The 26,997-nt window shown below is 74.1% G+C and carries 23 protein-coding genes; 12 read left to right on the top strand and 11 right to left on the bottom strand.

Features of this window, described 5'->3' with window-relative positions:
* Positions 1 to 14: 14 nt before the first annotated feature.
* Positions 15 to 3,272 carry a BTAD domain-containing putative transcriptional regulator gene (locus ACGFI1_RS36025; RefSeq protein WP_392791837.1) on the top strand — a complete coding sequence of 1,086 codons (3,258 nt, stop codon included), beginning with the start codon at positions 15 to 17 and terminating at the stop codon, positions 3,270 to 3,272.
* Here ACGFI1_RS36025 and ACGFI1_RS36020 read toward each other — a convergent pair.
* Together ACGFI1_RS36020 and ACGFI1_RS36015 are read right to left on the bottom strand one after the other, a co-directional pair.
* The gene (locus ACGFI1_RS36020; RefSeq protein WP_392791834.1) at positions 3,256 to 4,065 is read right to left on the bottom strand and encodes an ABC transporter permease; all 810 of its coding nucleotides are present in this window, start codon (positions 4,063 to 4,065) and stop codon (positions 3,256 to 3,258) included. The two genes, ACGFI1_RS36025 and ACGFI1_RS36020, sit on opposite strands and share 17 nt — an antisense overlap.
* Positions 4,062 to 5,054 carry an ATP-binding cassette domain-containing protein gene (locus ACGFI1_RS36015; protein ID WP_386871276.1) on the bottom strand — a complete coding sequence of 331 codons (993 nt, stop codon included), beginning with the start codon at positions 5,052 to 5,054 and terminating at the stop codon, positions 4,062 to 4,064. The genes ACGFI1_RS36020 and ACGFI1_RS36015 overlap by 4 nt, the downstream gene beginning before the upstream one ends.
* Before the next feature lie 258 nt (positions 5,055 to 5,312).
* Here ACGFI1_RS36015 and ACGFI1_RS36010 point away from each other — a divergent pair, with 258 nt between their 5' ends.
* The gene (locus ACGFI1_RS36010) at positions 5,313 to 5,873 is read left to right on the top strand and encodes a PH domain-containing protein (RefSeq protein ID WP_138640222.1); all 561 of its coding nucleotides are present in this window, start codon (positions 5,313 to 5,315) and stop codon (positions 5,871 to 5,873) included.
* Positions 5,870 to 7,309, top strand: coding sequence for a PH domain-containing protein (locus tag ACGFI1_RS36005; RefSeq protein ID WP_386871278.1), 1,440 nt, complete (start codon positions 5,870 to 5,872; stop codon positions 7,307 to 7,309). The genes ACGFI1_RS36010 and ACGFI1_RS36005 overlap by 4 nt, the downstream gene beginning before the upstream one ends.
* On the opposite strand, the gene sepH is transcribed toward ACGFI1_RS36005, so the two are convergent.
* Positions 7,281 to 8,918, bottom strand: coding sequence for a septation protein SepH (sepH, locus tag ACGFI1_RS36000; RefSeq protein WP_392791831.1), 1,638 nt, complete (start codon positions 8,916 to 8,918; stop codon positions 7,281 to 7,283). The genes ACGFI1_RS36005 and sepH overlap by 29 nt on opposite strands.
* Before the next feature lie 421 nt (positions 8,919 to 9,339).
* On the opposite strand from sepH, the gene ACGFI1_RS35995 reads away from it, so the two are divergent.
* Complete coding sequence (locus ACGFI1_RS35995) at positions 9,340 to 10,299, top strand: hypothetical protein (protein WP_392737766.1); 960 nt, start codon at positions 9,340 to 9,342, stop codon at positions 10,297 to 10,299.
* A gap of 19 nt (positions 10,300 to 10,318) precedes the next feature.
* Here ACGFI1_RS35995 and ACGFI1_RS35990 read toward each other — a convergent pair whose 3' ends face one another.
* On the bottom strand, positions 10,319 to 11,629 hold the full coding sequence (locus tag ACGFI1_RS35990; protein WP_392791829.1) for a D-arabinono-1,4-lactone oxidase: 1,311 nt from the start codon (positions 11,627 to 11,629) through the stop codon (positions 10,319 to 10,321).
* Between the two features lie 137 nt (positions 11,630 to 11,766).
* Here ACGFI1_RS35990 and ACGFI1_RS35985 point away from each other — a divergent pair, with 137 nt between their 5' ends.
* Genes ACGFI1_RS35985 through ACGFI1_RS35975 form a run of 3 tightly spaced genes read left to right on the top strand, consistent with a single transcriptional unit; the run spans position 11,767 to position 14,828 of the window.
* Positions 11,767 to 13,071, top strand: a complete 1,305-nt coding sequence (locus ACGFI1_RS35985; RefSeq protein ID WP_392737770.1) for a lytic transglycosylase domain-containing protein — start codon at positions 11,767 to 11,769, stop codon at positions 13,069 to 13,071.
* A 42-nt stretch (positions 13,072 to 13,113) separates the two neighbouring features.
* Positions 13,114 to 14,022, top strand: coding sequence for a ferrochelatase (locus tag ACGFI1_RS35980; RefSeq protein ID WP_392791826.1), 909 nt, complete (start codon positions 13,114 to 13,116; stop codon positions 14,020 to 14,022).
* Positions 14,019 to 14,828, top strand: a complete 810-nt coding sequence (locus ACGFI1_RS35975; RefSeq protein ID WP_138633674.1) for an inositol monophosphatase family protein — start codon at positions 14,019 to 14,021, stop codon at positions 14,826 to 14,828. Before ACGFI1_RS35980 ends, ACGFI1_RS35975 begins: the two co-directional genes overlap by 4 nt.
* Before the next feature lie 137 nt (positions 14,829 to 14,965).
* Here ACGFI1_RS35975 and ACGFI1_RS35970 read toward each other — a convergent pair whose 3' ends face one another.
* The gene (locus ACGFI1_RS35970) at positions 14,966 to 15,142 is read right to left on the bottom strand and encodes a hypothetical protein (RefSeq protein ID WP_171068827.1); all 177 of its coding nucleotides are present in this window, start codon (positions 15,140 to 15,142) and stop codon (positions 14,966 to 14,968) included.
* A 208-nt stretch (positions 15,143 to 15,350) separates the two neighbouring features.
* On the opposite strand from ACGFI1_RS35970, the gene ACGFI1_RS35965 reads away from it, so the two are divergent.
* Positions 15,351 to 16,004 (top strand): response regulator transcription factor, encoded by a 654-nt coding sequence (locus ACGFI1_RS35965; RefSeq protein ID WP_138633677.1) that lies wholly within the window; start codon positions 15,351 to 15,353, stop codon positions 16,002 to 16,004.
* Entirely contained in the window at positions 16,001 to 17,380 is a 1,380-nt protein-coding gene (locus ACGFI1_RS35960; RefSeq protein ID WP_392737777.1) for a sensor histidine kinase, read from the top strand. The genes ACGFI1_RS35965 and ACGFI1_RS35960 overlap by 4 nt, the downstream gene beginning before the upstream one ends.
* 75 nt (positions 17,381 to 17,455) lie before the next feature.
* On the opposite strand, the gene ACGFI1_RS35955 is transcribed toward ACGFI1_RS35960, so the two are convergent.
* Complete coding sequence (locus tag ACGFI1_RS35955) at positions 17,456 to 19,117, bottom strand: serine/threonine-protein kinase (protein WP_386871293.1); 1,662 nt, start codon at positions 19,115 to 19,117, stop codon at positions 17,456 to 17,458.
* A gap of 632 nt (positions 19,118 to 19,749) precedes the next feature.
* Here ACGFI1_RS35955 and ACGFI1_RS35950 point away from each other — a divergent pair.
* Together ACGFI1_RS35950 and ACGFI1_RS35945 are read left to right on the top strand one after the other, a co-directional pair.
* On the top strand, positions 19,750 to 20,046 hold the full coding sequence (locus ACGFI1_RS35950) for a DUF4193 domain-containing protein (protein ID WP_067893074.1): 297 nt from the start codon (positions 19,750 to 19,752) through the stop codon (positions 20,044 to 20,046).
* Between the two features lie 17 nt (positions 20,047 to 20,063).
* Entirely contained in the window at positions 20,064 to 20,879 is an 816-nt protein-coding gene (locus ACGFI1_RS35945; protein WP_386871297.1) for a hypothetical protein, read from the top strand.
* 72 nt (positions 20,880 to 20,951) lie between these two features.
* Here the strand turns inward: ACGFI1_RS35945 and ACGFI1_RS35940 are convergent, their stop codons facing one another.
* Positions 20,952 to 21,239, bottom strand: a complete 288-nt coding sequence (locus ACGFI1_RS35940) for a DUF4235 domain-containing protein (protein ID WP_138633683.1) — start codon at positions 21,237 to 21,239, stop codon at positions 20,952 to 20,954.
* Positions 21,240 to 21,378: 139 nt separating this feature from the next.
* On the opposite strand from ACGFI1_RS35940, the gene valS reads away from it, so the two are divergent.
* Positions 21,379 to 23,904: a valine--tRNA ligase gene (gene valS / locus ACGFI1_RS35935; RefSeq protein ID WP_386871299.1), complete on the top strand. Its 2,526-nt coding sequence runs from the start codon at positions 21,379 to 21,381 to the stop codon at positions 23,902 to 23,904.
* Between the two features lie 54 nt (positions 23,905 to 23,958).
* On the opposite strand, the gene ACGFI1_RS35930 is transcribed toward valS, so the two are convergent.
* From ACGFI1_RS35930 to ACGFI1_RS35915, 4 genes are all read right to left on the bottom strand, one after another.
* Entirely contained in the window at positions 23,959 to 25,245 is a 1,287-nt protein-coding gene (locus tag ACGFI1_RS35930; protein WP_392791823.1) for a cytochrome P450, read from the bottom strand.
* 79 nt (positions 25,246 to 25,324) lie between these two features.
* A complete protein-coding gene (locus ACGFI1_RS35925) occupies positions 25,325 to 26,014 on the bottom strand; it encodes a YidC/Oxa1 family membrane protein insertase (protein ID WP_392791821.1) in 690 nt (229 codons plus the stop codon).
* Positions 26,015 to 26,062: 48 nt separating this feature from the next.
* The gene (locus ACGFI1_RS35920) at positions 26,063 to 26,362 is read right to left on the bottom strand and encodes a DUF6412 domain-containing protein (protein WP_138633693.1); all 300 of its coding nucleotides are present in this window, start codon (positions 26,360 to 26,362) and stop codon (positions 26,063 to 26,065) included.
* Positions 26,363 to 26,449: 87 nt separating this feature from the next.
* Positions 26,450 to 26,974 (bottom strand): hypothetical protein, encoded by a 525-nt coding sequence (locus ACGFI1_RS35915; protein ID WP_392791819.1) that lies wholly within the window; start codon positions 26,972 to 26,974, stop codon positions 26,450 to 26,452.
* Positions 26,975 to 26,997: the final 23 nt, after the last annotated feature.

The raw sequence follows: 26,997 nt of genomic DNA, 5'->3' as shown, positions 1-26,997 counted from the left end.
GGGAGAATCGCCGGGTGCGAATCGGGATCCTTGGGCCGCTGCAGGTGCTCGCGGACGGCGGCGCGCCCGTGCCGGTCGGAGGCGCCCGGCTGCGCGCGCTGCTGACTCTGCTCGCGGCGGAGCCCGGCGCGGCCGTCCCCACCGAGCGGATCATCGACGCGCTCTGGGAGGACGCGGTGCCGGCCGGCGCGCCGAACGCGCTGCAGTCCCTGGTGTCGCGGCTGCGGGCCGCGATCGGGCGGGACGCGGTCGAGTCGCCGCCCGGCGCCTACCGGCTCGCCGTGCCGCCCGAGGCCGTCGACGCGCACGAGTTCGAGGCGCGGGTGCGTGCCGCCCGCCGCGCCGCCGACCCGGCCGACCGCTCGGCCGGGCTCCGCGCGGCGCTGGCCCTGTGGCGGGGCCCGGCGCTCGCGGGCGCCGCCGGGCTCCGGTTCGCGGACGCGCCCGCGGCCCGCCTGGACGCCCTGCGCCGCGCCGCGCTGGAGGAGCGGCTGGACGCCGACCTCGCGCTCGGCCGCCACGCCGAGGCGATCCCCGAACTCCAGGCCCTCGCGGCGGACGACCCGCTCCGCGAGCCGGTGACCGCCCTGCTGATGCGCGCCCTCTACGCCGCCGGGCGCCAGGCCGACGCGCTGGCCCGCTACGAGGAGGCCAGGCGCGCCCTGGGGGAGGGCCTCGGCGTCGACCCGTCCCCCGAACTGGAGGCCGTCCACCTGGCGGTGCTCCGGCAGGACCCGTCCCTGCTTCCGGATGCCGCCCCCGCACCGCCGCCCGCGCCCGCGCCGCGCGAAGGCGCGCTGCCCGCCCGGCTGACGAGCTTCATCGGCCGCGCCGCCGACCTCGGACGCGTGGACGGCCTGCTCGCGCGGGCGCGGCTCGTCACGCTGACCGGGCCCGGCGGGTCCGGCAAGACCCGGCTCGCGCTGGAGGCCGCCGAGCGGGCCGCGGACCGCGCGCCCGACGGCGTCCGGCTCGTCGCGCTGGCCCCGGTGACCGACCCGGCCGAGGTCCCGGCCGCCGCCGCCACCGCGCTCGGGCTCCGCGAGATGGCGCCGATCGGCGCGCCCGCGCCCGCCCCGGACCCGGTCGGCCGGCTCGTCGCCGCGCTGGCGGAGCGGCGGGTCCTGCTGGTCCTGGACAACTGCGAGCACGTCCTGGACGCCGCCGCGCGGCTCGCCGGGACCGTCCTGGAGCACTGCCCCGGCGTCCGGATCCTCGCCACGAGCCGGGAGCCGCTCGGCATCACCGGCGAGACGCTCTGGCCGGTCGAGCCGCTGGAACCGCCGCCGCCGGGCGCGGGCCCCGGGGAGGCCGCCGCGTCCGCGGCCGTCCGGCTGTTCGCCGACCGCGCCGCCGCCGTCGCGCCCGGCTTCGCGGTCACCGCCGCCACCGCCGGGCCGGTCGTGCGGATCTGCCGGGCCCTGGACGGGATGCCGCTGGCGATCGAGCTGGCCGCCGCGCGGCTGCGCGCGATGACGCCCGAGCAGGTCGCCGACCGGCTGGACGACCGGTTCCGGCTGCTCGCCGCGGGCAGCCGCACCGCCATGCCGCGGCACCGCACGCTGCGCGGCGTCGTCGAGTGGAGCTGGGACCTGCTGGACGGGCCCGAGCGGACGCTGTGGCGCCGCCTCGCCGTCTTCCCCGGCGGCGCGACCGTGGCCAGCGCGGAGGCGGTGTGCGCGGGGCCCGGCCTGGACCGCGGCGACGTCCTCGACGTCCTCACGGCGCTGGTCGACAAGTCGCTGCTCGCCGTCTCCGGGCCCGAGCCCCGGTACCGGATGCTGGAGACGATCCGCGCCTACGGCCTCGAACGCCTCGCCGAGTCCGGCGAGGAGGCGGCGGTCAAGCGCGCGCACGCCCAGTACTTCGCCGGCCTCGCCGAAGAGGCCGAGCCGCACCTGTACGGCGCCGGCCAGCTGCCGTGGCTGCGGCGGCTCACCGCGGAGTCCGGCAATACCTCCGCCGCGCTGCGCTGGGCGATCTCCGCCGGGGACGCGCCACTCGCCATGCGGCTGTGCGCGGCGCTCGGCTGGTACTGGTTCCTGCACGGCCGGCTCGGCGACGCCGCCGCCGACCTGGAGGAGATCCTCGTCCTTCCGGGCGTCCCGGAGGACCGCACCACCGCGCGTGCGCTCGCGCTCGGAGCCCTCGCGTCGCTGGACGAGGAGGGCGGCGACCGCGTCCCGGAATGGCTCGACCGCGCCCGCCGCATCTGCGACGGGCTCGACCGCGCGTCCCTGCACCCCGTGCTGCGGCTGATGCTGGAGACGGCCCACATGTACGTGGCCGGCTGGGACGACGCCGCCGCCCCGGGCGACGACGTGCTGCTGACCGACCCCGACCCGTGGGTGCGGGGCATCGGCTACTTCGTCCGCGGCCAGATCGCGCACAACTTCGGCCGGGTCGGCGGGATCGAGGACGACTTCGCGCGGGCGCTCGCCGCGTTCCGCGACTGCGGCGACCGCTGGGGCCTGTCGTTCACGCTCACGGCACAGGCGGAGATCCTCGGCCGCGGCGGGGACCACTCCGGCGCCGCCGCGCTGTACGAGGAGGCGCTGCGGCTGGACGCGGAGCTGGGCGGCGGCACCGCCGGGCTGCAGCACGTCCGCATCAAGCTGGCGAACGAGCTCGACCTGATGGGGGCGCGGGACCGGGCCGTGGCCCTGCTCCACGCCGCGATGCGGGACCCGGGCGCCGTCCGCGGGCTGGAGGAGACGGCCGCGCTCCACTACCGGCTCGGGGAGATCGCCCGCCGCTCCGGCGACACGGCCGAGGCCGGGCGCCGCCTGGAGCATGCCGACGCGCTCACCGAGAACCTCTCTGGAGCGCCGCACTTCCGCGCTATGGTCCTCCTCGCGCGCGCCCAGCTCGACATGGCCCTCGGCTCCATGGAGGAGGGCACCGCGCGCCTGGACGAAGCGCTGCGCCGCGCCGTCGAGGCGCAGGACTACCCGATCGTGTCGCACGTCCTGGCCGGGCAGGCCGAACGCGCCCGCCTCCTGGGCGACCCCGCCCGCGCCGCCGAACTGCTCGGCACCGCCGACGCGCTGCGCGGGACGCGGGACCTCTCCCTCGCGGACGTCCTCGACATCGAGGCGGCCACCCGCGCCGACCTCGGCGAGGCGGCGTTCGCCGCCGCCTACGACCGCGGCCGGACCCGCACCTTCCAGGACGTCCTCCGCGACTTCGCCCTGGAGCGGCTTTCCGGACGGCCGCCGGATTCCGGGGCGCCCGCGGCGGGGCGCCCCGGATCGGTCATGCCCGGTTCTTGAACGCGCGGAGCGACAGCGGCGCGAACACCACGGAGATGGCGGCGCCCCAGGCCAGGGCGATCAGCGCGTGGTCGAGGACGGGACCGCCGACCAGCAACCCGCGCATGGCCTGCACGAGCTGCGTCACCGGGCTGTTGTCCATGACGAAGGCCACCGGGCCGGGGATGCCCTCGGTGTTCGGGATGAACGCCGTGCTGAGGAAGCTCAGCGGGAAGATCACCACGAACCCGAAGATCTGCACCTTCTCCGGCTCGTTCACCTTCATCGCGATGTAGACCGACGTCCAGGAGAACAGCACGGCGAAGGCCAGCAGCAGCAGGAACGCGGCGAGCAGCGCGATCACGTTCGTCTCGATCCGGAAGCCGATGGCGAAGCCGACCAGCAGCAGGATCAGCATCGACCACGCCTGCTTGACGGTGTCGGCGATGATCCGCCCGACCAGCGGGGCGCTGCGCGCGATCGGCAGGCTCCGGAACCGGTCGAACACCCCCTTGGTGATGTCGGTGTTCAGCCCGAACCCGGTGCTCATCCCGGCGAACAGCGCGTTCTGCGCGATGATGCCGGGGATCACGACCGGGAGGTACGCCTCGACGCTGCCGGCCATCGCCGGGCCGAACACGTAGGCGAACAGCAGCACGAACATGATGGGCTGGATGGACAGGTCCAGCAGCTCCATCGGGTTGTGCTTGATCTGGACCAGGTTGCGCCAGGCCAGGGTGGCGATGTTGCGCAGGGCCGTACCGGGCGCGACCCGCCTGGACAGGTCCCGCGGCGCGAGTGACGCGGTGGTCATGCGGACGCACTCTCCTTGTCGGCCGACTGCGCGAGCCGGTCGGCCTCGGCGTCGATGTCGTCGGTGTGGTGGCCGGTGAGGGCGAAGAACACCTCGTCCAGGCTGGACTTGCGCAGCGACAGCTCGCCGACGGCGACGCCGGCGTCGTCGAGGCGGCGCACCACCGCGGGCATGAGCTGCGGGTCGGTGATCGGCGCGCTGATCAGGCCGTCGCGCACCTCGGGCGCGGCCTCGGCCAGCTCCCCGACGATCGCCGCGACGGTGTCGCCGTCGCTCTCCTTGACCGGGCGCACCTCCAGGACCTGGCCGCCGACCTGCGCCTTCAGCATGTCGGACGTGCCGTGCGCGATGACCTGGCCGCGGTCGATGACGATGATGTCGTCGGCCAGCTGGTCGGCCTCCTCCAGGTACTGGGTGGTCAGCAGCACGGTGACGCCGTCGTCGGTGAGGCCGCGCACGATGTCCCACAGGCCGTTGCGGCTGCGCGGGTCGAGTCCCGTGGTCGGCTCGTCCAGGAACAGGATCTGCGGGTCGCCGACGAGGCTCGCCGCCAGGTCGAGGCGGCGCCGCATTCCGCCCGAGTAGGTCTTCGCCGCGCGCTCGGCGGCCTCGGTGAGCTGGAACCGCTCCAGCAGCTCGGCGGCCCGCGCGCGGGCGGCCTTGCGCGGGATGCCGAGCAGCCGCCCGATCAGGATCAGGTTCTCGGTGCCGGTGAGCATCTCGTCGACGCCGGCGTACTGGCCGGTCAGGCCGATGAGCTGCCGCACCTTGTGCGCGTCGCGCAGCACGTCGAACCCGCCGACTTGGGCGGTGCCGCCGGTCGGCTCGATGAGCGTGGCGAGGATGCGGGTCATCGTCGTCTTGCCGGCGCCGTTCGGCCCCAGCACCCCGAGGACCGTGCCCGCTTCCGCGGTGAGCGAGACGCCGTCCAGCGCCCGGGTCTCGCCGAACCGCTTCTCCAGGCCCTCTGCCTGGATCGCGTAGGTCATGTGATCTCCTGGAACTCGTCTGCCGGACGTCTATGCCCGCCGACCGCGAAGCCAGCCAAACTATGCGTTGTCCGGGTGGATGTGCATTCGGTTTTCCGCCGCCCACGGCACGGCTCCGCCGGCTGCGCGAGACGCGTCCACAACATCGCATGCGCCACTGACAGAACGCCGGAACCGGCCCGATCGTGCCGCCGCGTCCGGCGGTTCGCCGCCGCCGAACCGGCTGGAGGACGCCTCCGGCGTTCTAAACTCGGCGGTGTGACGACGGTCCGGCGCGGTCACGACACGGACGGCGGGGGCCCGCACCCGCCGCGCTTGCGGCCGCCCGAGCACCGGGTCTCGCCCCGCGCCATCGCGCACTGGGCCATCGAGTCCCTGCTGCTGTGGGGGCTGGCGTTCGGCCTCGCCCTCGGCGTGGCGGCCTGGGCCGGCGACGCCGACTGGGACGGGATGCCCGGCTGGCTGTCCGGCCGCGTCGGCTGGCTGCCCTACATCATCGGCGCCGCCGGGCTGCTGATGGTGACCGTCGCGCCCGTGTGGCGCTACCGGGTGCACCGCTGGGAGGTCAGCGCCGACGTCGTCTACACCCGCACGGGCTGGTTCAGCCGCGAATGGCTGCTGGTACCGGTCGGGCGCATCCAGACCGTCGACAGCAAGCAGGGCTGGCTCGAACGGCTGCTGGGGCTCGCCACCATCGAGGTCAACACGGCCTCGCACACCGGTTCGTCCGAGGTGTCCGGGCTGCCGGTGGCGGTGGCGACCCGCCTCGCCGAGGACCTCGCGCACCGCGCGCACGACCTCCGCGACGACGCGACGTGAGCCTCCGGCTGCATCCGCTCACGTTCGTCGTCGGAGCCGTCCGCGAACTCCTCGCGCTGCTCGCCGCCGGCGCGACCGGCCTGCTCGTCGGCGGCCTGTCCACGGCGTTCTACTTCACGCTGGTCGGGCTGCTGCTCGGCCTGGTCTTCCACGTCGCCGACTGGGTGACGTTCACCTACGTCCTGCACGACGACCGGATCGAACTGCGCCGCGCGCTCATCGGGCGGTCGGTCAAGAGCATCCCGCGCGACCGCATCCGCGGCGTCGACATCAGCGCGAACCTGCCGCACCGGCTGCTCGGCCTGGCGATCGTCAACATCGACGCCGGCGCGGACGGCGGCGAGGGCGAGCTCAACGCGGTCTCCCGCCACGAGGCGGAACGGCTCCGCCGCGTCCTGCTGGCCCGGGACGCCGAGGCCCCGCCGCGCCGCGTCCTTGCCCGGATGCGGCGCCGCTGGTACGTGTACGCCCCGCTCAGCGGCGCCTACCTGCTGACCCCGTTCGCGGTGGCGGGCAGCCTCCTCGGCACCCTCTACAACCTCGGGGACGACCTCGGCCTCATCACCCGGGAGCGGGTGGAGAGCGTCGGCCACGACGTGGTCGGCCTGCCCACCGCCCTCGTGCTCGCGCTTGTCCTCCTCGCGCTGGTCGCCATGCCGGTCATGTCGGTGCTCGCGTTCACCCTCTTCAACTGGGACTTCACCGTCCACGAGCGGGACGGGTCCATCGTGGCCGAGCGCGGCCTGGCGACCCGCCGCAGCGTCTCCCTCGAACGCCGCCGGCTGCGCGGCGTCGAGCTGACCGACAACCCGTTCGAGCGGCTCGCGGGGGTGACCCGGCTCGGCGCCCTGATCACCGGCCTCGGCGACGCCGCGCACCGGGGGCGGCTGCTGCCCGCGGCGCCCCGCGCGGTCGCCGAGTCGCTCGCCGCCCGCGTGGTCGGCGCCGTCCCGGGGCCGCTGACCGCCCACCCGCCGGCCGCCCGGAGCCGCCGCGTCGTCCGCGCCGCCGCGCCGCCGGCCGCGTTCGCGGTCCTCGCCGTGCTGGCCGGGCAGCCGTGGGTCGTCTACCTGTGCGCGGTGCTGACCGTCCTCGCGGTGCCCCTCGGCCTGGACCGCTACCGCCAGCTCGGCCACGCCACCGACGGCGAGCGCCTCACCGTCCGGTCGGGCTCGCTGCGGCGCCGCCAGGTCGTCGTGGAGCACGGCGCCGTCATCGGGTGGCGCGTCCGCCGCACGCTGTTCCAGCGGCGCCTCGGCCTCGCCACGCTCTTCGCCGCCGTCGGCGCGGGCGAGGGCGGCTACTCCTCGACCGACATGCGGGAGGCGGACGCCGTGGCCCTGGCCGCCGCGATCACCCCGGACTGGGTCACCCCGTTCCTGGCCGCGCCGCCCGCCGCCGCGCCGGCTACTCGGGGCGCCGCGCCCCGAACATGATCTCGTCCCAGGACGGGACGGACGCGCGCTTGCCCTTGGCCTTGCGCCGCCGCGCCGGCCGCTGGGCCGCCGCGCCGTCGCTCGCCGCGGCGGGCGAGCCGGTGGCGGGCTTGTCCTGGGCGGCGGGCATGGTGGGCCGGGTCGCCGGCTTCTTCTTGGCCGGCGCCCGCGGCGGCTGCCGCGGCGCCGGGGGCTTCTTCGGCTGCGCGGGCTCGGCGGGCGCGGGCGCCGCCGCCTCCGGCTCGGGGGCCTCCTTCACGGGCGCCTCCGCCGGGCGGCGCTCGTCAGGGGCCTCGGCCACGGGGGCGGCGGCGACCTGAGGCTCGGGCTCGGGCTCCGGCGCCTTCTCGGGCTCCTCGGCCGCTTCGGGCTCGCCCGCCTCCGCGACCTCGTCCGCCGCCTCCGCCTCGCCGGTCTCGCCGACGGCCTCCGGGGTCTCCTCGGCGGCCGGTTCCGCCGCCGCGACCGGCTCCGCCTCCGGGGCCTCCGCCGCGACGGGCTCGGCGGTCTCGTCCGCGCTCTGGGCGTCGGCGGGCTCGTCCTCCTGCGGCTGGGACGCCTCGGCGTCGTCCGCGGGCTGCGCCTCGGCCGCCTGCTCAGCGGGCTCGGGCTCATCGTGCGTGTCGGCCTGGCCCGGCTGGCCGGATGCGGCCTCGTCCCGGACGGGGGCGGCGGGCGCCTCGGCGGCCTCGGTGCCGCGCGGCTCGTCCGCCTCGGCCTCGGGCTCGTCCTGCGGGGGGACGGGGGCCGGCGCGGTGCGTCCGCGCGCCTCGGCGGGGCGGGCGACCGGCGCGGACGCCTCGCGGAGCGGCGCCTCGGCCGCCTCGCGGAAGGCGGGCCGCGGGTCGATCATGCGGCCGCGCTCGATGATGTACTCGCGGGGCTCGGCGGCGCGCAGCGGCCCGCCGGGGCCGGGCTGCTCCGGCTCGGCGGGCAGGCCGCGCGGGGCGTCGCGGTCGCCGCCGACGACCTTCATCGCGGGCCGGCGCGGGACGAGCGGCGTCACGGTGTCGGAGAGCGCGTCGTCGTCGTCCCACTCCACGGAGGTGAGCCGCGCGGCGATCTCGTCGAGCGGGGAGACGTGCCGGCGGCGCGGGTCGAACGTCCACTCGGCGGCGTGCGGGCGGCCGCCCTCGAAGAAGGACAGCCGGACGCGCCAGGTGCCGTCCTCGCACTTCCAGGAGTCCCACTCGACCTCTTCCAGGTCGACGCCGCCGCGGCCGAGCCGCTCCTCGACGGTCTCGCCGAGCGGCGGGCCGGGGGTGGACTCGCCCGGCCGGCGCACGGTGACCCGCTGCGCCTGCTGGGCCATGTACTCGCGTTCCTGCAGGACCGGTCCCTCGAACCAGCGGACGCGCTCGACCGGGATCCCCGCCGACTCGGCGATCTCCTCGGCGGTCTCACCGGACCGGATGCGGGCCTGGATCTCCTTGGGGCGCAAGGGACTCTCCACTTCGATCTCGAACTGGCCGAGGCGGGAGAAGTGCCCACGGACCGCTGCGCGGAGCCGGTCGTCGACGGGCAGGGTGAACCGGGTGCCTCGGCCCGCGGTGGCCAGGACGAGGTACGTACCGTCCTCGCTGACCGCGACGAGGCGCAGCTCCTGCATGCGTGTCCTTCCTGCCCTGTCTTGACGGCACGGAGGACCCCGGACCTGTCGACCGTGCTGTCACGGTCGGCCGCCCGATGCCCACCGAGGGCGCATGCGTGCCCTTTCCCCCGGGTTCCCGAGTCTCTCTTCCCGGACACGCCTGCTGCCAGCACCGTACCCGGCATGTCCGAACATCGCCGCTCTCGAAGCCCTCTTCACGAGGTCGAAGAGGGCACCTGACCAAGCTTGCCGGGGACGCGGAGGGCGGGGGGTCGCCATGCCTGAATCTTGTGCATCCTTTTCCACACTCTGCCTGACGTCCCGGTCCGGTTCCAGGGGCGGACGTTGCGAGCGTCACGTCTTGGGGAGGAACACGTAGATCGTCTGGTTAGTTTCATTCTGGGGGAATTTCTGGTGAAAGACAGGGGTGAGTGGGGGCATGCCGCGGAAGCTGCCGGATCTCAGCACGACGCAGCTGATCGCGAGCGCGGTGGCGACGGCGGTCGCCGCCTTCGGGGCGTCCTACCTGGGCGTGTACGGGACGATCATCGGCGCCGCGCTGATGAGCGTGATCTCGACGGCCGGGTCGGCCGTCGGCAAGCACTACCTCGACCAGGGGCGCGAGCAGATCAAGGAGCTGTCGCACCTGCAGTCGGCCGCGCGGCGCCGGTCGGCGGCCGAGGGCGCGGCGGACGAGGCGACGAGCGCGGACCCGACCCGGACGGCGGTGTGGTCCGGGGACCCGAACGCCACGCGGCTCGACCTCCCGGTCCTCGGTGACCCGAACGCCACCCGCCTCGATCTGGGCGGCGACCCGAACGCCACGCGCCTCGACCCGAACGCCACGCACCTGGACCCGGCCCGGGCGGTCGCCGGGTCGCTCGCCGCTGAGGCCGGCGAGGACGCCGTGCGCGAGGTCGCGCGCCGCACGGCGTGGCAGAGCACGGTCGAGTGGGCCAAGGCGCACTGGGTGAAGCTGGCGGTCTCCTCGGCGGTGGTGTTCGTCGCCGTGATCGGCGTGATCACGGTGGTCGAGGCGTCCACCGGCAAGCCCATCGGCCGCAGCGACAAGGGGCTGACGGTCACCAACGTGCTGCGCGGCGGCGAGGGCGGCGGCCGGCCGGACGGCACGCCGTCGGAGAGCCCGTCGGGCGGGCCGACCGAGCCGGGCACCCCGACGCCGAGCGGCGAGCCGACGGGCGGCGCGCCGTCCACCGGGGGGCCGACCACGTCCGAGCCGGAGCCGACGGACCGGCCGACCGAGGAGCGGCCCAGCGAGACTCCGACCACGTCCGGGCCGACGACCCCGGCCCCGACCGCACCGGAGACCCCGGCGCCGACAGGGGGTCAGCCTGACGGCGGCGGCGGAGCCGAGGCGCCGCAGACGCCCGCCGGTTAGGCGGCGCGTCCCCGGTCGGCTAGGCGCCGAAGACCTGCCGCGTGTAGGGGTTGGCGAAGCGGCGGTCCGGGTCCAGCTCGTCGCGCAGGGCGCGGAAGTCGGCGAACCGCGGGTAGACCTTCTCCAGGTAGGACGCGTCGCGCGTGTGGAGCTTGCCCCAGTGCGGACGGCCGCCGACCGTGGTCAGCAGGTCCTCGACGCCGCGGAAGTAGTCCTCGTGCGCGTCGCGGTGGTAGACGTGCACGGCGATGAACGCGCTCCGCCGGCCGTGGGCCATCGACAGCCAGGCGTCCTCCTCGGGGAGGAGCCGGACCTCGATGGGGAAGCTGATCCGCCAGTCCCGCCGCTTGAAGAGGGAGCGCAGCTCGCGCAGCGCGGGGACGAGCTCCTCGCGCGGGATCGCGTACTCCTGCTCTTTGAAGCGGACCGTCCGGGGGCTCGTGAAGACCTTGTAGGACGTGTCGCTGTAGGTGCGCGCGCCGAGCGCTTTGGCGGACACGCGGTTCACGAACGGCGCGGTCGCGGGCGCCAGGTGCGTGACCTGGTTGATGGCGCCGAAGACCGTGTTCGACAGGAACTGGTCGTCGAGCCAGTACCGGAACTTGGACAGCGGCTCCGGCGGGCCCTCGACGCGGTTGTTGCGCTTGGTCAGGCAGCCCTCGGTGTGGGGGAACCAGTAGAACTCGAAGTGCTCGTTGGCGTCGTCGAACTCGTCCACGCGCGCGAGGACCTCGTCCCACTTCATCGGCTGCTCCTGCGCGCGCAGGACGAACGCCGGGACGGTCCGCCAGGTGATGGCGGTGACGACGCCGAGCGCGCCGAGGCCCGCGCGGGCGGCGTCGAACAGGTCGGGGCGCTCGTCGGGCGAGCACGTCACCGTGGAGCCGTCGGCGAGGACCATCTCGAGCGCGGCGACCTGGGACGCGAGCCCGGCGGCGTCGCGGCCGGTGCCGTGCGTGGCGGTCTGGAGGGCGCCGGCGACGGTCTGCTCCTGGATGTCGCCCATGTTCGCCAGCGCGAGCCCGTGCTCGTCCAGGACGCGGTTGAGCGTGTGCAGCGGCAGCCCCGCCTCGACGGTGACGAGGCCGGTGGCGGTGTCGACCGAGCGGACCGCGGTGAGCGCCGTGGGACGCAGCAGGACGTCCTCGGCGACGGCCGCGCCGGTGAAGGAGTGTCCTGTGCCGGTCATGCGGACGGTGAGGCCGTCGCCCGCGGCCGACCGCACCGCGTCGGCCACGTCACCGGTGGTGCGCGGCGTCACCACGCGCCGGGGCGTGGCCTGCTGGTTTCCCGCCCAGTTCTGCCATTTGCGGGGGTTTTCGGGGGACATGGGGCGACTCTACTCGGCCAAGGATCGTGAGGAAAGTTCATGTTTTTGAGCCGGGCGGATAGGGGAACCGGCGATAACGTACGATCCGGTAACCACACCGGGGTAACCGTCCGTAGCCAGACTCGTTGGGACATGTTGTGGCTTCTCCACCAGCATCACGTACCGGCGCCGTCCCGGGATCGTCCGGCGACGGCGGTGGCGATGGTGAGGCGCCCGCCGCCCGCCCGCCGAGCCCCCGGCCGGACGCGGGACGTCCCCGGCCGGAGAAGAAGCGCCGCGATCCGCGCGGCGGCGCCCGGTCGCGGAAGGCCCGCCGGTCGCTGCCCTTCCTCATCGGCGGGATCGCCGTGCTCGCCATCGCCAGCACCTCCGGCGGCGTCTACGCGGCGCTGACCGCGGACAAGGCGGAGCCCGCCGCCGCCGGCACCCCGCAGGAGCCGCCGCCGAGCGTTCCGCCGAGCGCCTCCGGCGACCCGGTCAACGTGGCCACCGGCGGCCAGGTCGCCCCGCTGCGCCGGGTCGTGCCGCCGGACGTCCTCGCGGTCGGCGCCGGCTCGATCCCCGCCGCCAAGATCAAGCGGATCGCCGGGCTGAGCCGGGTCAAGGACGTGACGGCGGTCGCGGGCGGAGCCGTCCAGCTCCAGGGCCGCCAGGTGAACGCGTTCGCCGTGGACCCGTCCTCGTTCCGGTCCTGGACGCCGCCCGCCACCGCCAAGAAGACCGAGCTGTGGGAGGCCCTCGCCGGAGGCAAGTTCGTGGTGTCCACCGCCGCCGCCGAGCAGCTCCAGCTGACCAGGGGCTACCAGTACCCGGTGGTCGGACGGACGATGCCGAACCTCACCATGGGCGGCTCCGGGCCCCTCGGCCTGCCCGGCATCGACCTGCTGGTCGGCAAGAAGTCCGGCGGCGAGATGGGGCTCGTCCCGAACGTGGCGATCCTCGTCAACGCGCCCGGCGTGGACCCGGCCAAGGTCGTCCGGGCCGTCACCAGGGTGCTCGGCCCCGGCACCAACGTGCTCAACCTGCACGAGAGCAAGTACCAGTCGTCGACCGGCGGCGGCCGCTCGTCCAGCTACCTGGACCTCTACAAGCAGGCGGCCACCACCTGCCCGGGACTGTCGTGGACGGTCCTCGCGGCCATCGGCCAGGTGGAGAGCGACCACGGCCGCAACGCGGGCCGGTCCAGCGCGGGCGCGCTCGGCCCGATGCAGTTCATGCCGGCGACGTGGAAGGCGTACGGGGTGGACGGCGACGGCGACGGCAAGGCCGACATCATGAACCCGTACGACGCCATCCCGGGCGCGGCCAAGTACCTGTGCGCCAACGGCGCGGGGCGCGGCGGCAAGCAGCTCTACCGCGCGGTGTGGCACTACAACCACGCCGACTGGTACGTGCAGAAGGTCCTGAACCTGGCCAGGGCGTACGCGGCCAGGTATGACTGACCCCACGTCCCGCATCCCCGCGGGGCTGGTTGGATGGGAGGCATGACCTCGTACGACGCGCTGCTTCTGCTGTCCTTCGGCGGCCCCGAGGGTCCCGAGGACGTGATCCCGTTCCTGGAGAACGTGACCCGCGGCCGCAACATCCCCAGGGAGCGCCTGGAAGAGGTGGGGGAGCACTACTACCTCTTCGGCGGGGTCAGCCCGATCAACCGGCTGTGCCGCGACCTCAAGGCCGCCATCGAGGCCGACTTCGCGGCCCACGGCGTGGACCTGCCCGTCTACTGGGGCAACCGGAACTGGACCCCGTACCTCGCCGACACCGTCCGGCAGATGAAGGCGGACGGGATCCGGCGCGCCGCCGCGTTCGTCACCTCCGCCTACAGCGGCTACTCGACGAACGACCAGTACCTCAACGACATCGCGCGCGCGCGTGAAGAGGTCCCGGGCGCCCCTGAGATCGACAAGCTCCCCGTCTACTGCGACAGGCCGGGCTTCATCGACCCCTTCGTGGACGCGGCCAAGGACGCCCTGAGCGGCCTCCCCGCCGGCGCCCGCCTCGTCTTCACCGCGCACAGCGTGCCCCTGTCCCAGCCCAACCGCGAGCTGTACGTCGCCGAGCTGGAGCGGGTCTCGCGGACGGTCGCCGACAGGGCGGCGCCCGGGGCGCCCTGGGACCTCGTCTACCAGAGCCGCAGCGGCCCGCCGGGCCAGCCGTGGCTGGAGCCGCAGATCACCGACCACCTGGGGAAGCTGCACGGCGAGGGCGTCCGCGCCGTCGCGGTCGTGCCGGTCGGGTTCGTCTCCGACCACATGGAGGTCAAGTACGACCTCGACGTGGAGGCCGCCGACCTGGCCGCCGAGCTCGGGGTCGCGTTCGCGCGCGCCGCCACGCCCGGCACCGACCCGCGCTTCGCCGCCCTGCCCCGCGACCTCCTGGGAGAGACCCCGTGAGCCTTGCCGAAGACCTGCTGGAGCTGGCCGCCGAGACCGCGCGCGAGGTCGGCCGGATGCTGGTCGACAAGCGGCCCGCGGACGGCCCGGACGTCGTGCAGACCAAGTCGTCCCCGACCGACGTCGTCACCCAGATGGACCGCGCCGCCGAGCAGCTGATCATCGAGCGGATCCGGGCGGCCCGCCCCGACGACGCGTTCCTCGGCGAGGAGGGCGGCACCCGCGCCGGGGGCAGCGGCGTCCGGTGGGTGGTCGACCCGATCGACGGCACCGTGAACTACCTCTACGACCTGCCCGACTGGGCGGTCAGCATCGCCGCCGAGGTGGACGGCGAGGCCGTCGCCGGGGCGGTGGAGATGCCGCGCCGCGGCGAGTCCTACACGGCCGTGCGCGGCGGCGGAGCCCTGCTGCACACCGCGGCCGGCGCGCGCGAGCTGCGCGTCAACGCACAGGTGCCGCTGGGGCAGGCGCTGGTCGCCACGGGCTTCGGCTACGACGCCGGGCGCCGCGCCCGGCAGGCGCAGGTCCTCACCGGGGTGCTGCCGAACGTCCGCGACATCCGGCGCGGCGGCTCCTGCTGCGTCGACCTGTGCTCGCTCGCGGCGGGCCGGGTCGACGCCTACTACGAGCGCGGCGTCCAGGCGTGGGACATCGCCGCCGGGGCGCTGATCGTCCAGGAGGCGGGCGGGCGCGTCGAGGGGCTGGACGGGGCGCCCGCGGGCCCGGAGCTGACCATGGCGGCCGGGCCGGGCACGTTCGAGGCCCTGCACGCCCTCCTGAAGCCGCTCGGCCCCACGCGCGACTGAGCGCCGGGGAGACGGGTCGCGGAGACGGGGCGCGGAGAGGGGCCGGGGAGAGGGCGCGCGAACGGCGAGAAGCCCGGGACGGCCGGATCCCGGGCTTCTCGACTACGGGGTCGCGCCGCGCGGAGTGGTGCGGCGGGTCAATCGCAGCGGGGTGCCTCGACGCCGATGTCGTTGTTCGCTGCGATCCGGCGCAGTTCGCTGATCTCCTCCTGACGGATGTCCGCCAGGTAGGTGTCGCCCTCTGCGTGGGCGGTGCGCAGCGACGCGTACGCGTCGTCGAGCCGCTGCTGGATCATGCGTGACAACTCGCCCATGGGCCTCCTCCCGGATCGTTTCCATGCCCTACCCAGACCTAAGCTGAAAGCAAACCTGTTCGCGGATGCAATTTTCGCGGAGTCTTGCGTCCGCGCGGCCACCGCCCGGCGTACGCCGAGTTGAACGCCTGTTTACGAGCGTCTTACGGCGCCCGTGGCATACCTGGGAGCCGGAGGCCGGGCCCGCGCCCGGCCAGGAGGGGGACCTGTGCGTGTTCTAGTCGTCGAGGACGAGCGGGTGCTCGCCGACGCGATCGCCACCGGCCTGCGCAGGCAGACGCTGGCCGTGGACGTGGCCTACGACGGCGCGGGCGCGCTGGAGCGGGCCGGCGTCAACGAGTACGACGTGATCGTGCTCGACCGCGACCTGCCCAAGGTCCACGGCGACGACGTCTGCAAGCAGCTCGTCGCGCAGCGCTACCCGGCGCGGATCATCATGCTGACCGCGGCGGGCGAGCTGGACGACCGGGTCGAGGGCCTGTCCATCGGCGCCGACGACTACCTCGCCAAGCCGTTCGCGTTCGCCGAGCTGATCGCCCGGGTGCGGGCGCTCGGGCGGCGCGCCGCGGCGCCGCTGCCGCCCGTCCTGGAGCGCGCCGGGATCACCCTCGACCCGGCCCGCCGCGAGGTCTCCCGCGACGGCCGCCCGGTCGAGCTGACCCGCAAGGAGTTCGCGGTCCTGGAGGTGCTGCTCAGCGCGGACGGCGCCGTCGTCAGCTCCGAGCAGCTGCTGGAGAAGGCGTGGGACGAGCACATCGACCCGTTCACCAACGTCGTCCGGGTCACGATGATGACGCTGCGCAAGAAGCTCGGCGACCCCCCGGTGATCGAGACCGTGCCCGGCGTGGGGTACCGGCTGTGACCGCACCCCGGCCCGGCCCGTCCGAATCCGGAGCGACCGCGGCGCACTCCGGGTCCGGCGACACGCGTCCGAACGCCGCGCGGGACACCGGCGCGCAGGCCACCCAGCCGACGGCCGTCCCCGGCGGCGGGCAGCCCGGCGGGCAGGGCGGCGCCCCCGGCGGCGAGGGCGGGCGGCGCGGCGGCCGGTGGCGGCGCCCCGGCCCGCAGCAGTTCCCGCCGCCGCCCCCGGCCGCGAAGGGCATGTGGCGCGCCGACGGCAGCCCGGTGACCGCGCTGCCGAACCGGATGAGCGTGCGGCTGCGCCTCACCCTGCTGTACGGGCTGCTGTTCTTCATGGCCGGCGCGCTGCTGCTGTTCGTCATGTCGTTCCTGATGGCGAACATCCTCAGCAACGTCAAGGTGATCGGCTACGGCCTCACCGACGCCGCGGCCGCCGAGCTGCAGCGCCAGTTCGTCGAGCAGACGATGAAGCAGCTCGTCGGCCGGTCGCTGCTCGCGCTCGGCGGGGTCGGCGTGATCACGCTGGTGCTCGGCTGGTTCGTCGCCGACCGGGCGCTCAGCCCGCTGCAGCGGGTCACCACGACCGCGCGCCGGCTGTCGGAGAGCACGCTGCACGAGCGCATCGCGCTGGAGGGCCCGGAAGACGAGATCAAGGAGCTGGCCGACACCTTCGACGCGATGCTGGAGCGGCTCGGCCAGGCGTTCGACTCCCAGCGCCGGTTCGTCGCGAACGCCTCGCACGAGCTGCGCACCCCGCTCGCGATCAACCGGACGCTGCTGGAGGTGGCGCTCGGCGACCCCGAGGCGTCGGAGGACCTGCGCACCGTCGGCCGCACGCTGCTGGCCACCAACGCCCGGCACGAGCGGCTCATCGAGGGGCTGCTGCTGCTCGCCCGCAGCGAGCGGGAGCTGACCGCGCGGACCCCGGTCGACATGGCCGAGGTCGCGGCGGCCGTGCTGGAGCAGTCGAACCGCCGCGAGCACGACAACGACGTGGCCGTCCACCCGGAGCTGACGCAGGGCACGGCGCTCGGCGACCCGGTGCTGCTGGAGCACCTGGTGTCGAACCTCGTCGAGAACGCGATCAAGCACAACGAGGCCGAGGGCGGCGAGCTGTGGATCCGCACCGGCATGCTCGACGGCTACGCCACCGTCCAGGTGGAGAACACCGGGCCCGTGGTGCCCGCCTACGAGGTGGAGCGGCTCTTCGAGCCGTTCCGGCGGCTGAACGCCGACCGCGTCGAGTCGTCCAAGGGCGCGGGCCTCGGCCTGTCGATCGTCCGGTCCGTGGTGCTCGCGCACCGCGGCGCCGTCTACGCGGCGCCCCGCCCCGGCGGCGGGCTGATCGTCACCGTCCGCCTCCCACCGGGCTGACAAGAGAGCGCCCTGGCCGGCCCTCGGGGGGCCGGCCAGGGCGCGCGCTCACTTCAGCGGGTCACTCCGACCCGGTCACTTCGAGACGGTCCCGTACGCGCTGGGGCTGGAGGCGTAGCGGCTCTGCCGCCACTCCCACCGCATCGTGGTGCCGCTGGAGGACGGGATGAAGGTGACGTACCCGGGGGCGCACTCCTTCTCGTCCATCCCCGCCATCGGGGTCTCCCGGTACATGACCTTGCCGTCGTCGTCGGACAGCAGGGACAGGCGCGTGTAGCACTTGTCCTGGGCGCCGGACGGGTAGGTGTAGGTCGCGACGCCGGTCGTGTAGATCAGCGAGAACTTGACCTCGAACTCGGTGTGCCCGGCGCCGGCGCCGGGCTGGTTCCCGTCGCCGGTGAAGTTGCCCACGAGCCCGCCCGTCGCGCGCGGCGTCGGGGTGTCGTCGTCCGGCGGCGTGTAGGTGCTCGTCGGGTACGTCGTCGGGAACGGGTCCGGCTCGTCGTCGCTGTTGGCGCCGATGATCGCCAGCACCACGACCACCAGGATCACGATCAGCGCCAGCGCGCCGCAGCCGATCGCGATGATCGGCCCGGCCGAGGACGACTGCTTCGGCGGCGGCCCGTAGCCCGGCCCCGGCGGCATCGGCGGCTGCATCTGCATCTGCGGCCGCGGGGGCTGCGGCGGCGCGCCCTGGTACATCGGCATCGGCGGCGGCGTGATCGGCTGCGGCGGGGGCGTGTTCGGGCCCGCCATCGCGCCCTGGTGCATCGGCATCGGCGGCGGGGTGATCTGCGGCTGCGGCCGGTGCTGCGGCGCCGGCGGCACCGGGGGCGGCGGCGGCAGCTGCGAGGCGATCCGGGTGCCCTGGTTGAGCAGGTCCTCCTGCGCGGCGCCCTGCCCCGCCGGCGCGGCGCCGACGGCGCCGAGCAGGTTCAGCAGCAGCTGCGGGGCGGGCGGGCGCAGGCCCGCGTCCTTGGACAGGCAGCGGCCGATCAGGTCCCGCAGCGGGCCCGGCGGCAGCGCCGACAGGTCCGGCTCCTCGTTGAGGATCCGGTTGATGATGACCGGCAGCGTGTCCGCCTCGAACGGCGACTGCCCGGTGGCGGCGAACACCATGGTCGCGCCCCAGGCGAAGATGTCGACCGCCGGGGTGAGCGGCGCGCCGGTCAGCTGCTCGGGCGCCAGGTAACCGGGCGTGCCGACGACCATGCCGGTCGCGGTGACGGCGCTCTCCTGCGAGTTGACCGTCCGGGCGATGCCGAAGTCGACGACGCGGGGGCCGTCGGACGCCAGCATGACGTTGTTCGGCTTGAAGTCGCGGTGCACGATCCCGGCCTCGTGGATCGCCGCGAGCGCGGTGGCCGTGCCGATCGCGAGCCGTTCCAGCTCGGCGGCGCTGCGCGGCCCGTCGTGCGCGACCACGTCGTGCAGGGACGGCCCGTCGATGAACTCGCTGACGACGTAGGGCTGGTCGCCCTGGACGTCGGCCTCCAGCACGCGGGCCGTGCAGAAGGGCTCGACCTTCTGCGCCGCACTCACCTCGCGGGTGAACCGGGCACGCGCGGCCGGATCGTTGGCCATCTGCGCGTGCAGCAGCTTGACCGCGACGTACTCTCCTCCGGGCGCCTTGCCCAGGAAGACGGCGCCCTGGCCCCCGGCGCCCAGCCGTCCGATGACCTCGTACTGTCCGAGTGCCCTAGGATCGCCCGGCTCCAGCGGAGCGGCATCCGGCATCTGACCCTCCATTGACCCGCAGTGATGTCCGCGACATTGTGCGCCGGACCCACCGCGGGCCCCGTTCCGGCGTCCGAACCGCGGCACCGGGGTGAAACCTCCGCAGGGGGCCCGCCCCCAACCTCAGGCGGGCACGATATCGCGTTAGTTCAGACGTTTCACCGATCAGTCTGGTTCGGTCTTCCGGCGGCCGGGTCAGGCCGCGCCCGCCGGGCCGTCCCGCCGCGCCTCCCAGGCCGGGGACGGGTGCGCGCCGCGGGGTGCGTCCGGGAGCCCGCGGCGGCGCCGTGCCGCCGCCGTGCCCGCCGCGCGCGGACGCCGTGCCGCCGCGCGGGCCGGTCGGCGCGCGCAATGCCGCCGGGACCGATATGATCCCGGCCGCCGCGGGTACTCCGGCAGGTGCCCCGGCCCCGGCAGCGGGACGTCGGCATCCGCCGGTTATGTGACGGAAGACACAGTACGAGGAAAGATCCGGGTGACTGGTGTCACTCGTGGGAACGGTCGCGCCTTGTGTGTCGCAGGTCACCAACCGTGACAGAATTTCCCGCCCGGATCGGGCACAAGAACGGCCCCTTGAGCGTTAGATCCGCGCGACGGGGCGCATAAAGCACTGAGGGGGATGGAGATAGAAGATGGCGACCGACTACGACAGCCCACGCAAGACCGACGACGATCTCAGCGAGGACAGCCTCCAGGAGCTCCAGGCCCGGCGGGCCGACAAGGCCGCCAGCATCATCGACGAGGACCTGGACGCCGGTGAGGTCGCCGAGCTTCCCGGGGCCGACCTGTCCAACGAGGAGCTCACCTTCCGGGTGGTTCCGCGGCAGGCGGACGAGTTCACCTGCACGCGCTGCTTCCTGGTGCACCACCGCAGCCAGCTGGCCACCGAGAAGAACGGCCAGCCGATCTGCCGCGAGTGCGCCGCCTGACCGGGAGTGGCCGCCGGGTGACGGGAGAGATCGAGAAGCGTCATGACGATGTGGAGCCGGCGCACGGCGGCGGCTCCACGGAACTCGGTGAGCTGATCGGACGGCTCACCGCCGACGAGGACATGGACCGCGAGACCCGCGGCCGCCTGCTCGGGCGGCTGGCCGCACTGCTCGGCCGGAGCGCCCGCAAGGTGGGGGCCGCGGGGATCGGGCGCGGCAGGTGGCTCGGCGACCTGCTCGTCGAGGCCGCGCCGCACATCACCATCCGCGACCTGGAGACGCTGCAGGCCCACCACCACGGGCTGATGGGGGAGGAGCTCGCCGACCGGCTCGTCAAGGTGGCGAGCAACGGCACGACCGCCGTCGGCGCGGCCGGCGGGGCGCTGGCAGCGGTGCAGTTCGCCGCCCCGCCGCTGCTGCTGACGGCGCCCGCCCAGCTCGCCGCCGAGACGCTCGTCGTCGCGGCCATCGAGGTCAAGATGATCGCCGAACTGCACGAGGTGTACGGCGTGCGCGTCCAGGGCACCGGCACCGCCCGCGGCGCGGCGTTCGTCACGTCCTGGGCCCGGCAGCGCGGCGTCAACCCCCTGGAGGCCGGGTCGCTCACCAGCGCCCTCGGCACCGCCGCCAAGTCGGCCCTGCGCAAGCGGATGCTGCGCACCTTCGGCCGCAGTATGAGCACCATGGGCCCGCTCCTCACCGGCGCCGCCGCGGGCGCGGCCCTCAACCGGTCCGCGACGAGGGCCCTGGCGCTGAAGGTCCGCAACGACCTGCGCGACGTCGCCGGGATCACGCCCCCGCTCCCCGGACCCCACCGCAAACCGCTGAGCTGACCGCGTACGCGCCGGCGGGGACGCCCCGTCCGGCGGACGTTCCAGGGGGTCGCCCCCCTGGAACGCCACGGGTCAGGCATCGACCTTCAGATGGGACGGCAGCTCGCCGGTGCCCTTGGCGTACTGGTGCGCCACGGCGCGGGTCGCGAGCAGGCGGGCCAGCTCCATGCCGACGCCCATCACCACGGCCCAGCCGACCGCCTCCAGCAGATCGACCTCCGGGGACTCGGGGTTGGTCGGGGGCTCCTTGCCGGTGCTCTTCTTCCAGATCATCGTGATGGTCTTCTTCGCGACGAACCCGCCCGCGAACGCCGCGGCGCCGGCCATCACCCGCCACCCGATATCGCCCTTATCCGCCATACTCGTCCTCCACTCGTCTGTCGTCTCCGACGCTACCGGAACGGTCCGCCCCGGGCGGTGGAGGTGATCGCCGCGTCGGCCGTCCGCCGGCGGCCGCCAATCGGCATGCGGCTCCCGCCGATGTCAATACCATTGGCTCATGACAGAGCAGCCGCGTACCTCGCACGTCCCGCCGAAGCCCTCCCTGGACGGCCTTGAGGACAAATGGGTACGCGTCTGGGAGGACGAGGGCGTCTACCGCTTCGACCGCACCCGGCCGCGCGGCGAGGTCTACTCGATCGACACCCCGCCGCCCACCGTGAGCGGTTCCCTCCACGTCGGCCACGTCTTCTCCTACACCCACACCGACACCGTCGCGCGGTTCCACCGCATGCGCGGTCGGGCGGTCTTCTACCCGATGGGCTGGGACGATAACGGCCTGCCGACCGAGCGCCGGGTGCAGAACCATTTCGGGGTCCGGTGCGATCCGTCACTGCCCTACGATCCCGATTTCGAGCCGCCGGCCAAGCCCGACCCCAAGCGCCAACTGCCGGTCTCGCGGCGCAACTTCATCGAGCTGTGCGAACGGCTCACCGAGGTCGACGAGAAGGCGTTCGAGGAGATGTGGCGCCAGGTCGGCCTGTCGGTCGACTGGAACCACCTGTACACCACCATCGGCGACGTGTCCCGAACGGCGTCGCAGCGCGCGTTCCTGCGCAACCTGGCGCGCGGCGAGGCGTACGTCTCCGAGGCGCCGACGCTGTGGGACGTGACGTTCCGCACGGCCGTCGCCCAGGCCGAACTGGAGGACCGCGAGCACCCCGGCGCGTTCTACCGGATCCGGTTCCACGGCGAGGAGCGCCCGGTCTACATCGAGACGACCCGGCCGGAGCTGCTGCCCGCGTGCGTCGCGCTGGTCGCCCACCCCGACGACGAGCGCTACCAGGAGCTGTTCGGCACGACCGTCCGCACGCCGCTGTTCGGCGTCGAGGTCCCGGTCCTCGCGCACCGCCTCGCCGAGCCCGACAAGGGCTCCGGCATCGCGATGATCTGCACGTTCGGCGACGTCACCGACGTCACCTGGTGGCGCGAGCTCGACCTGCCGACCCGCGCGATCGTCGACTGGGACGGCCGCCTCGCCGCCGACCCGCCCGCCGGCGTCGCCGCGGAGCCGTACGCGGAGCTGGCCGGCAAGACGGTGTTCTCCGCCAAGGAGCGCGTCGCCGAGATGCTCCGCGAGTCCGGCGACCTCGACGGCGAGCCCCGCAAGATCAGCCGCCCGGTGAAGTTCTACGAGAAGGGCAGCAAGCCCCTGGAGATCGTCACCACCCGGCAGTGGTACATCCGCAACGGCGGCCGCGACGAGGGCGTCCGGGCGGAGCTGCTGGCGCGCGGGCGCGAGCTGGCGTGGCACCCCGGCTACATGCGGGCCCGGTACGAGAACTGGGTCGAGGGGCTGAACGGCGACTGGCTGATCTCCCGGCAGCGGTTCTTCGGCGTGCCGATCCCCGTCTGGTACCCGCTGGACGCCTCCGGCGAGCCCCGCTACGACGCGCCGATCGTCCCGTCCGAGGACGCGCTGCCCGTCGACCCGTCCTCGGACGTACCGCCGGGCTACACCGCCGGGCAGCGCGGCGAGCCGGGCGGCTTCATCGGCGACCCCGACGTCATGGACACCTGGGCGACGTCGTCGCTGACCCCGCAGATCGCGGGCGGCTGGGAGCGCGACGCCGACCTGTTCGGCCGGGTCTTCCCCTACGACCTGCGGCCGCAGGCGCACGACATCATCCGGACGTGGCTGTTCTCCACGGTCGTCCGCGCGCACCTGGAGCACGGCTCGCTGCCGTGGACGGGCACCGCGCTGTCGGGGTGGATCCTCGACCCCGACCGCAAGAAGATGTCGAAGTCCAAGGGCAACGTCGTCACGCCGATCGACCTGCTGCGCGAGTACGGGTCCGACGCCGTCCGCTACTGGGCGGCGAGCGGGCGGCCCGGCACCGACACCGCGTTCGACACCGGCCAGATCAAGGTCGGCCGGCGCCTCGCCATCAAGATCCTCAACGCGTCCAAGTTCGTGCTCGGGCTCGGCGAGGCCGAGGAGGGCGCGCCCGTCACCGAGCCGCTCGACCGGGCGATGCTGGCGGCGCTGTCCGGCGTCGTCCGGGACGCGACGGAGTCGTTCGAGGGCTACGACTACACGCGGGCGCTGGAGCGCACCGAGCGGTTCTTCTGGGAGTTCTGCGACGACTACCTGGAGCTGGTGAAGGCCCGCGCGTACGGGGACGGCCCGGAGGCGCAGTCGGCGCGGGCGGCGCTGCGCACGGCGCTGTCGGTGCTGCTGCGGCTGTTCGCGCCCGTCCTGCCGTTCGTGACCGAGGAGGTCTGGTCGTGGTGGCGGCGCGGGTCGGTGCACGCGGCGTCCTGGCCGGCGGCCGCCGAGCTGCCGGCGGGCGGCGACCCGGCCGTCCTCGCCGCGACGGGCGAGGCGCTCCGCCAGGTCCGCAAGGCCAAGTCGGAGGCGAAGGCGTCGATGCGCGCCGACGTGTCCCGCGCGGTCGTCCGGGGCTCGGAGGTGGCGCACATCGCCCGGCCGGACCTCGCCGCGGCGGGGCGGATCGCCGACCTGACGCTGGAGGACGCCCCCGCCGAGCTGACCGTCGACGTCGAACTCGCCCCCGCGACCTAGGCGGTTCCGCGCCGCGGCGCGGCCCACTCCGCGGTGCCCGCGGAGTGGGCCGCGTCAGAACGTGCAGGGCAGGTGCTTGATCCCGTTGATGAAGCTGGAGAACAGCCGGTCCGGCTCGCCGGTGGCGCGGATGTCCGGGACGCGCGTGAACAGCTCGCGGAACATCACCGTGATCTCGCGGCGGGCGAGGTTCGCGCCGAGGCAGAAGTGCGGGCCGGGGCCGCCGAACCCGACGTGCGGGTTGGGGGAGCGGGTGATGTCGAAGACGTCCGGGTCCGCGAACACGGTCTCGTCGCGGTTGGCCGAGTTGTAGAAGAGCAGGACCTTGTCGCCCGCGCGGTACTGGTGGCCGTTCATCACGTGGTCGCGGGTCAGCGTCCGGCGGAACTGGATCACCGGCGTCGCCATCCGGACGATCTCCTCGACCGCGCCCGGCATCCGCGCGTCGAAGTCCTCCAGCAGCAGCGCGCGCTGCTCCGGGTTGTCGGTGAACAGCTTGAGGCCGTGCGACATCGCGTTCCGCGTCGTCTCGTTCCCGGCCACCACGAGCAGGATGAAGAACGAGCCGATCTCCTGGTCGGTGAGGCGCTCCCCGTCCACCTCGGCCGCGATCAGCGCGGACACCAGGTCGTCGCCGGGCCGGCGGCGCCGCAGCCGGGCCAGCTTCATCGCCAGGTGGTTCAGCTCGAACCCGGCCGTCAGCACCTTGAGCAGCCCGTACAGCGCGCCGAGCCGGGTGATGCCGTCGCGGCTGTAGTCCTTGCCGCCGCTGTACTCGGGGTCGCCGAGGCCGAGGATGATGTTCGTCCGCTCGTACACCATCGGCCGGACGTGCTGGGGGATGCCCATCATGTCGCAGATGACCTGGAGCGGGAGCCGGGCCGCGACGTCGGTGACGAAGTCGGCCGAGCCCTTGGCGACCATGTCGTCCACGATCCGCGTCGCGGCGGACTGCAGGTCGGCCTCCATCTTCTCCAGCACCCGGGGGGTGAACGCCCGCGACACGATCTTGCGGATCTTGGCGTGCCGCGGGTCGTCCATGTTGATCATCGACCCGAAGTAGCGGGCGAGGTAGCCGGGCAGGTCGGCGATGCTGTTGGAGCACGGCTCGCTGCTGAAGATCTGCGGCGACCGGCTGGCCTCCACGACGTCGGCGTGCCTGGTCAGCGCGTAGAAGCCGGGACCCCGCTTGACGAACGGCAGCTTCAGCTCCTGGAAGAACGCCGGATGCTCGCGCTGCCGCAGCGCCGCGAACTCGGCCATCCGCCGCTCCGGGGGCAGCGCCCAGAAGGGCAGGTCGGCAACGCTCAGCCGGCCGGGGTCCGGCACCGTCGTCGTCACTGCGCACCGTCCTCGCACATCGTCCAGAATCTGATTCGGTTCAATCGAACCGAGCCGTCGGCACCCCGTCAAGGCCCTCTCAGGCGACCGCGACGACCTTCCGCTGCAGGACGGCGCGCTCCACCGCGGTCCACGCCCCGGACACCAGCAGGTACAGCCCCGCCGCGAGCGGCACGAACGCCGCGAAGACCACCGTCCCGAACGGCAGCACCCGCGCGACCGCGCCCATCGGCCCCTCGGCGGTCACCCGCCGCGACGACCACACCGCGACCGCGCCCAGCAGGACGAACAGCCCGACGAACACCAGGGAGGGCGGCGACAGCAGCCCGCCGCCGAGGACCCCGATCCAGTTCTGCCCCAGCGGCGCGGAGAGAAGCGTGTGCGCCAGCAGCGCGTTCTGGTGCCCCGCCACGGTCGCCGACATGAACAGCCGGTACATGACCATGAAGAACGGGATCTGCGCGAACATCGGCAGGCACCCGGCGACGGGCGACGCGCCCTCCGCCTCGTACAGCGCCGCCATCTCGCGCCGCAGGCGGTCGGGGTTCTTCGCGTGCTTCTTCCGCAGCGCCTGGACTTTGGGCATCAGCCGCGCCCGCGTGCGCTCGCCCTTGGCCGCCGCCACGGCGAGCGGGACGAGGAGCAGGCGCACGGCCAGGGTGAACAGCACGATCGCCAGCGCCGTGGCGGACCCGCCGGCGGACGGCTCCAGGCCGTCCGCCAGCCCGGAGACGAGGGCATGGGCGATCGAGACGGGAACATCGAACATGAGAGGACCTTCCGGAACGAGAGGGGATCAGAGGCGTTCCGGCCGCGCTCAGGCGGCCGCGATCCCCGTTCCGGGCGCTCTCGGACGCGGGCGTCCCGCCGCGTCGGGGTCGCGCTGCGGCAGGAAGGCCGTGCGCAGCGTCCGCTCGCGCAGGGTCGTGCGCACCCGCGCCAGCACCGCCCGCTGCCCCCGCCGCGCCGCGCGGAACCGCACGGCCGCCAGCACCAGCAGCCCCGCGACGGTCAACGAGCCCAGCGCCACCAGCACCGACTGGCCCGGCGCCGTCCCCGCCCACTCGGCCACGGCGAACCCCCGCAACGCGAGGAACACCACCAGCGACCAGAGCATGCGCAGACCTTCCCGTACGGACGTACGCCTCAGTCTCTCACCAATCGGTTGTTTCCACCGCCTCGGCTGCGGCCGGGTGGCAGAGCCTCAGAGGAGGAGAAGCGTGAGAGCGGATACGAACACCCCAGCCGTGGTGGTCTTCGTTAGGGGCATTCGGGTGGCTATCGCGGTGTCGCGGTGGTCGTCCTGGGCCAGGTAGGTGAGGGTGGCGCTCAGGGCGCGGCCCAGGCCGAAGGCCGCACCGGTGAGGAGGGTCAGGGGGAGGGAGAGGCCGGCCAGCAACAGGGCCAGGGCCAGGACATAGGGGGACGTTGCCGGGACGTAGGTGCGGACGCCGGTGCCCAGCTCGAAGCCGAACTGGAGGGTGCCCCGACGCAGGCGGGTCTGGAGGACGTCCGGCGGGATCTGGCGGGCGTTCTGCGGGAGCGGGAAGCGGACCAGGCCGAACTCGCGGGCGGCGCCGAGGGCGGCCGCGGCGAGGATCACGGACGTCCGCACAGGGGCCGGGAGCGGCGCGGCGAGCCCGGTCAGCAGGTAGATCACCGCGGCGCTGAGGGTGCCCCCGAGCAGCAGCCCGAGGGTGAAGACGGCCAGGACCTCGCCCTGCCGCACCGGGGCCCGCCAACCTGGCGAGA

Origin of the sequence: Actinomadura geliboluensis, from assembly GCF_043197915.1 — a bacterium.
Classification (GTDB): Bacteria; Actinomycetota; Actinomycetes; order Streptosporangiales; family Streptosporangiaceae; genus Spirillospora; species Spirillospora geliboluensis.
The sequence above is the reverse complement of the archived record's forward strand: the minus strand, read 5'-3'. Positions and strand labels throughout refer to the sequence as shown.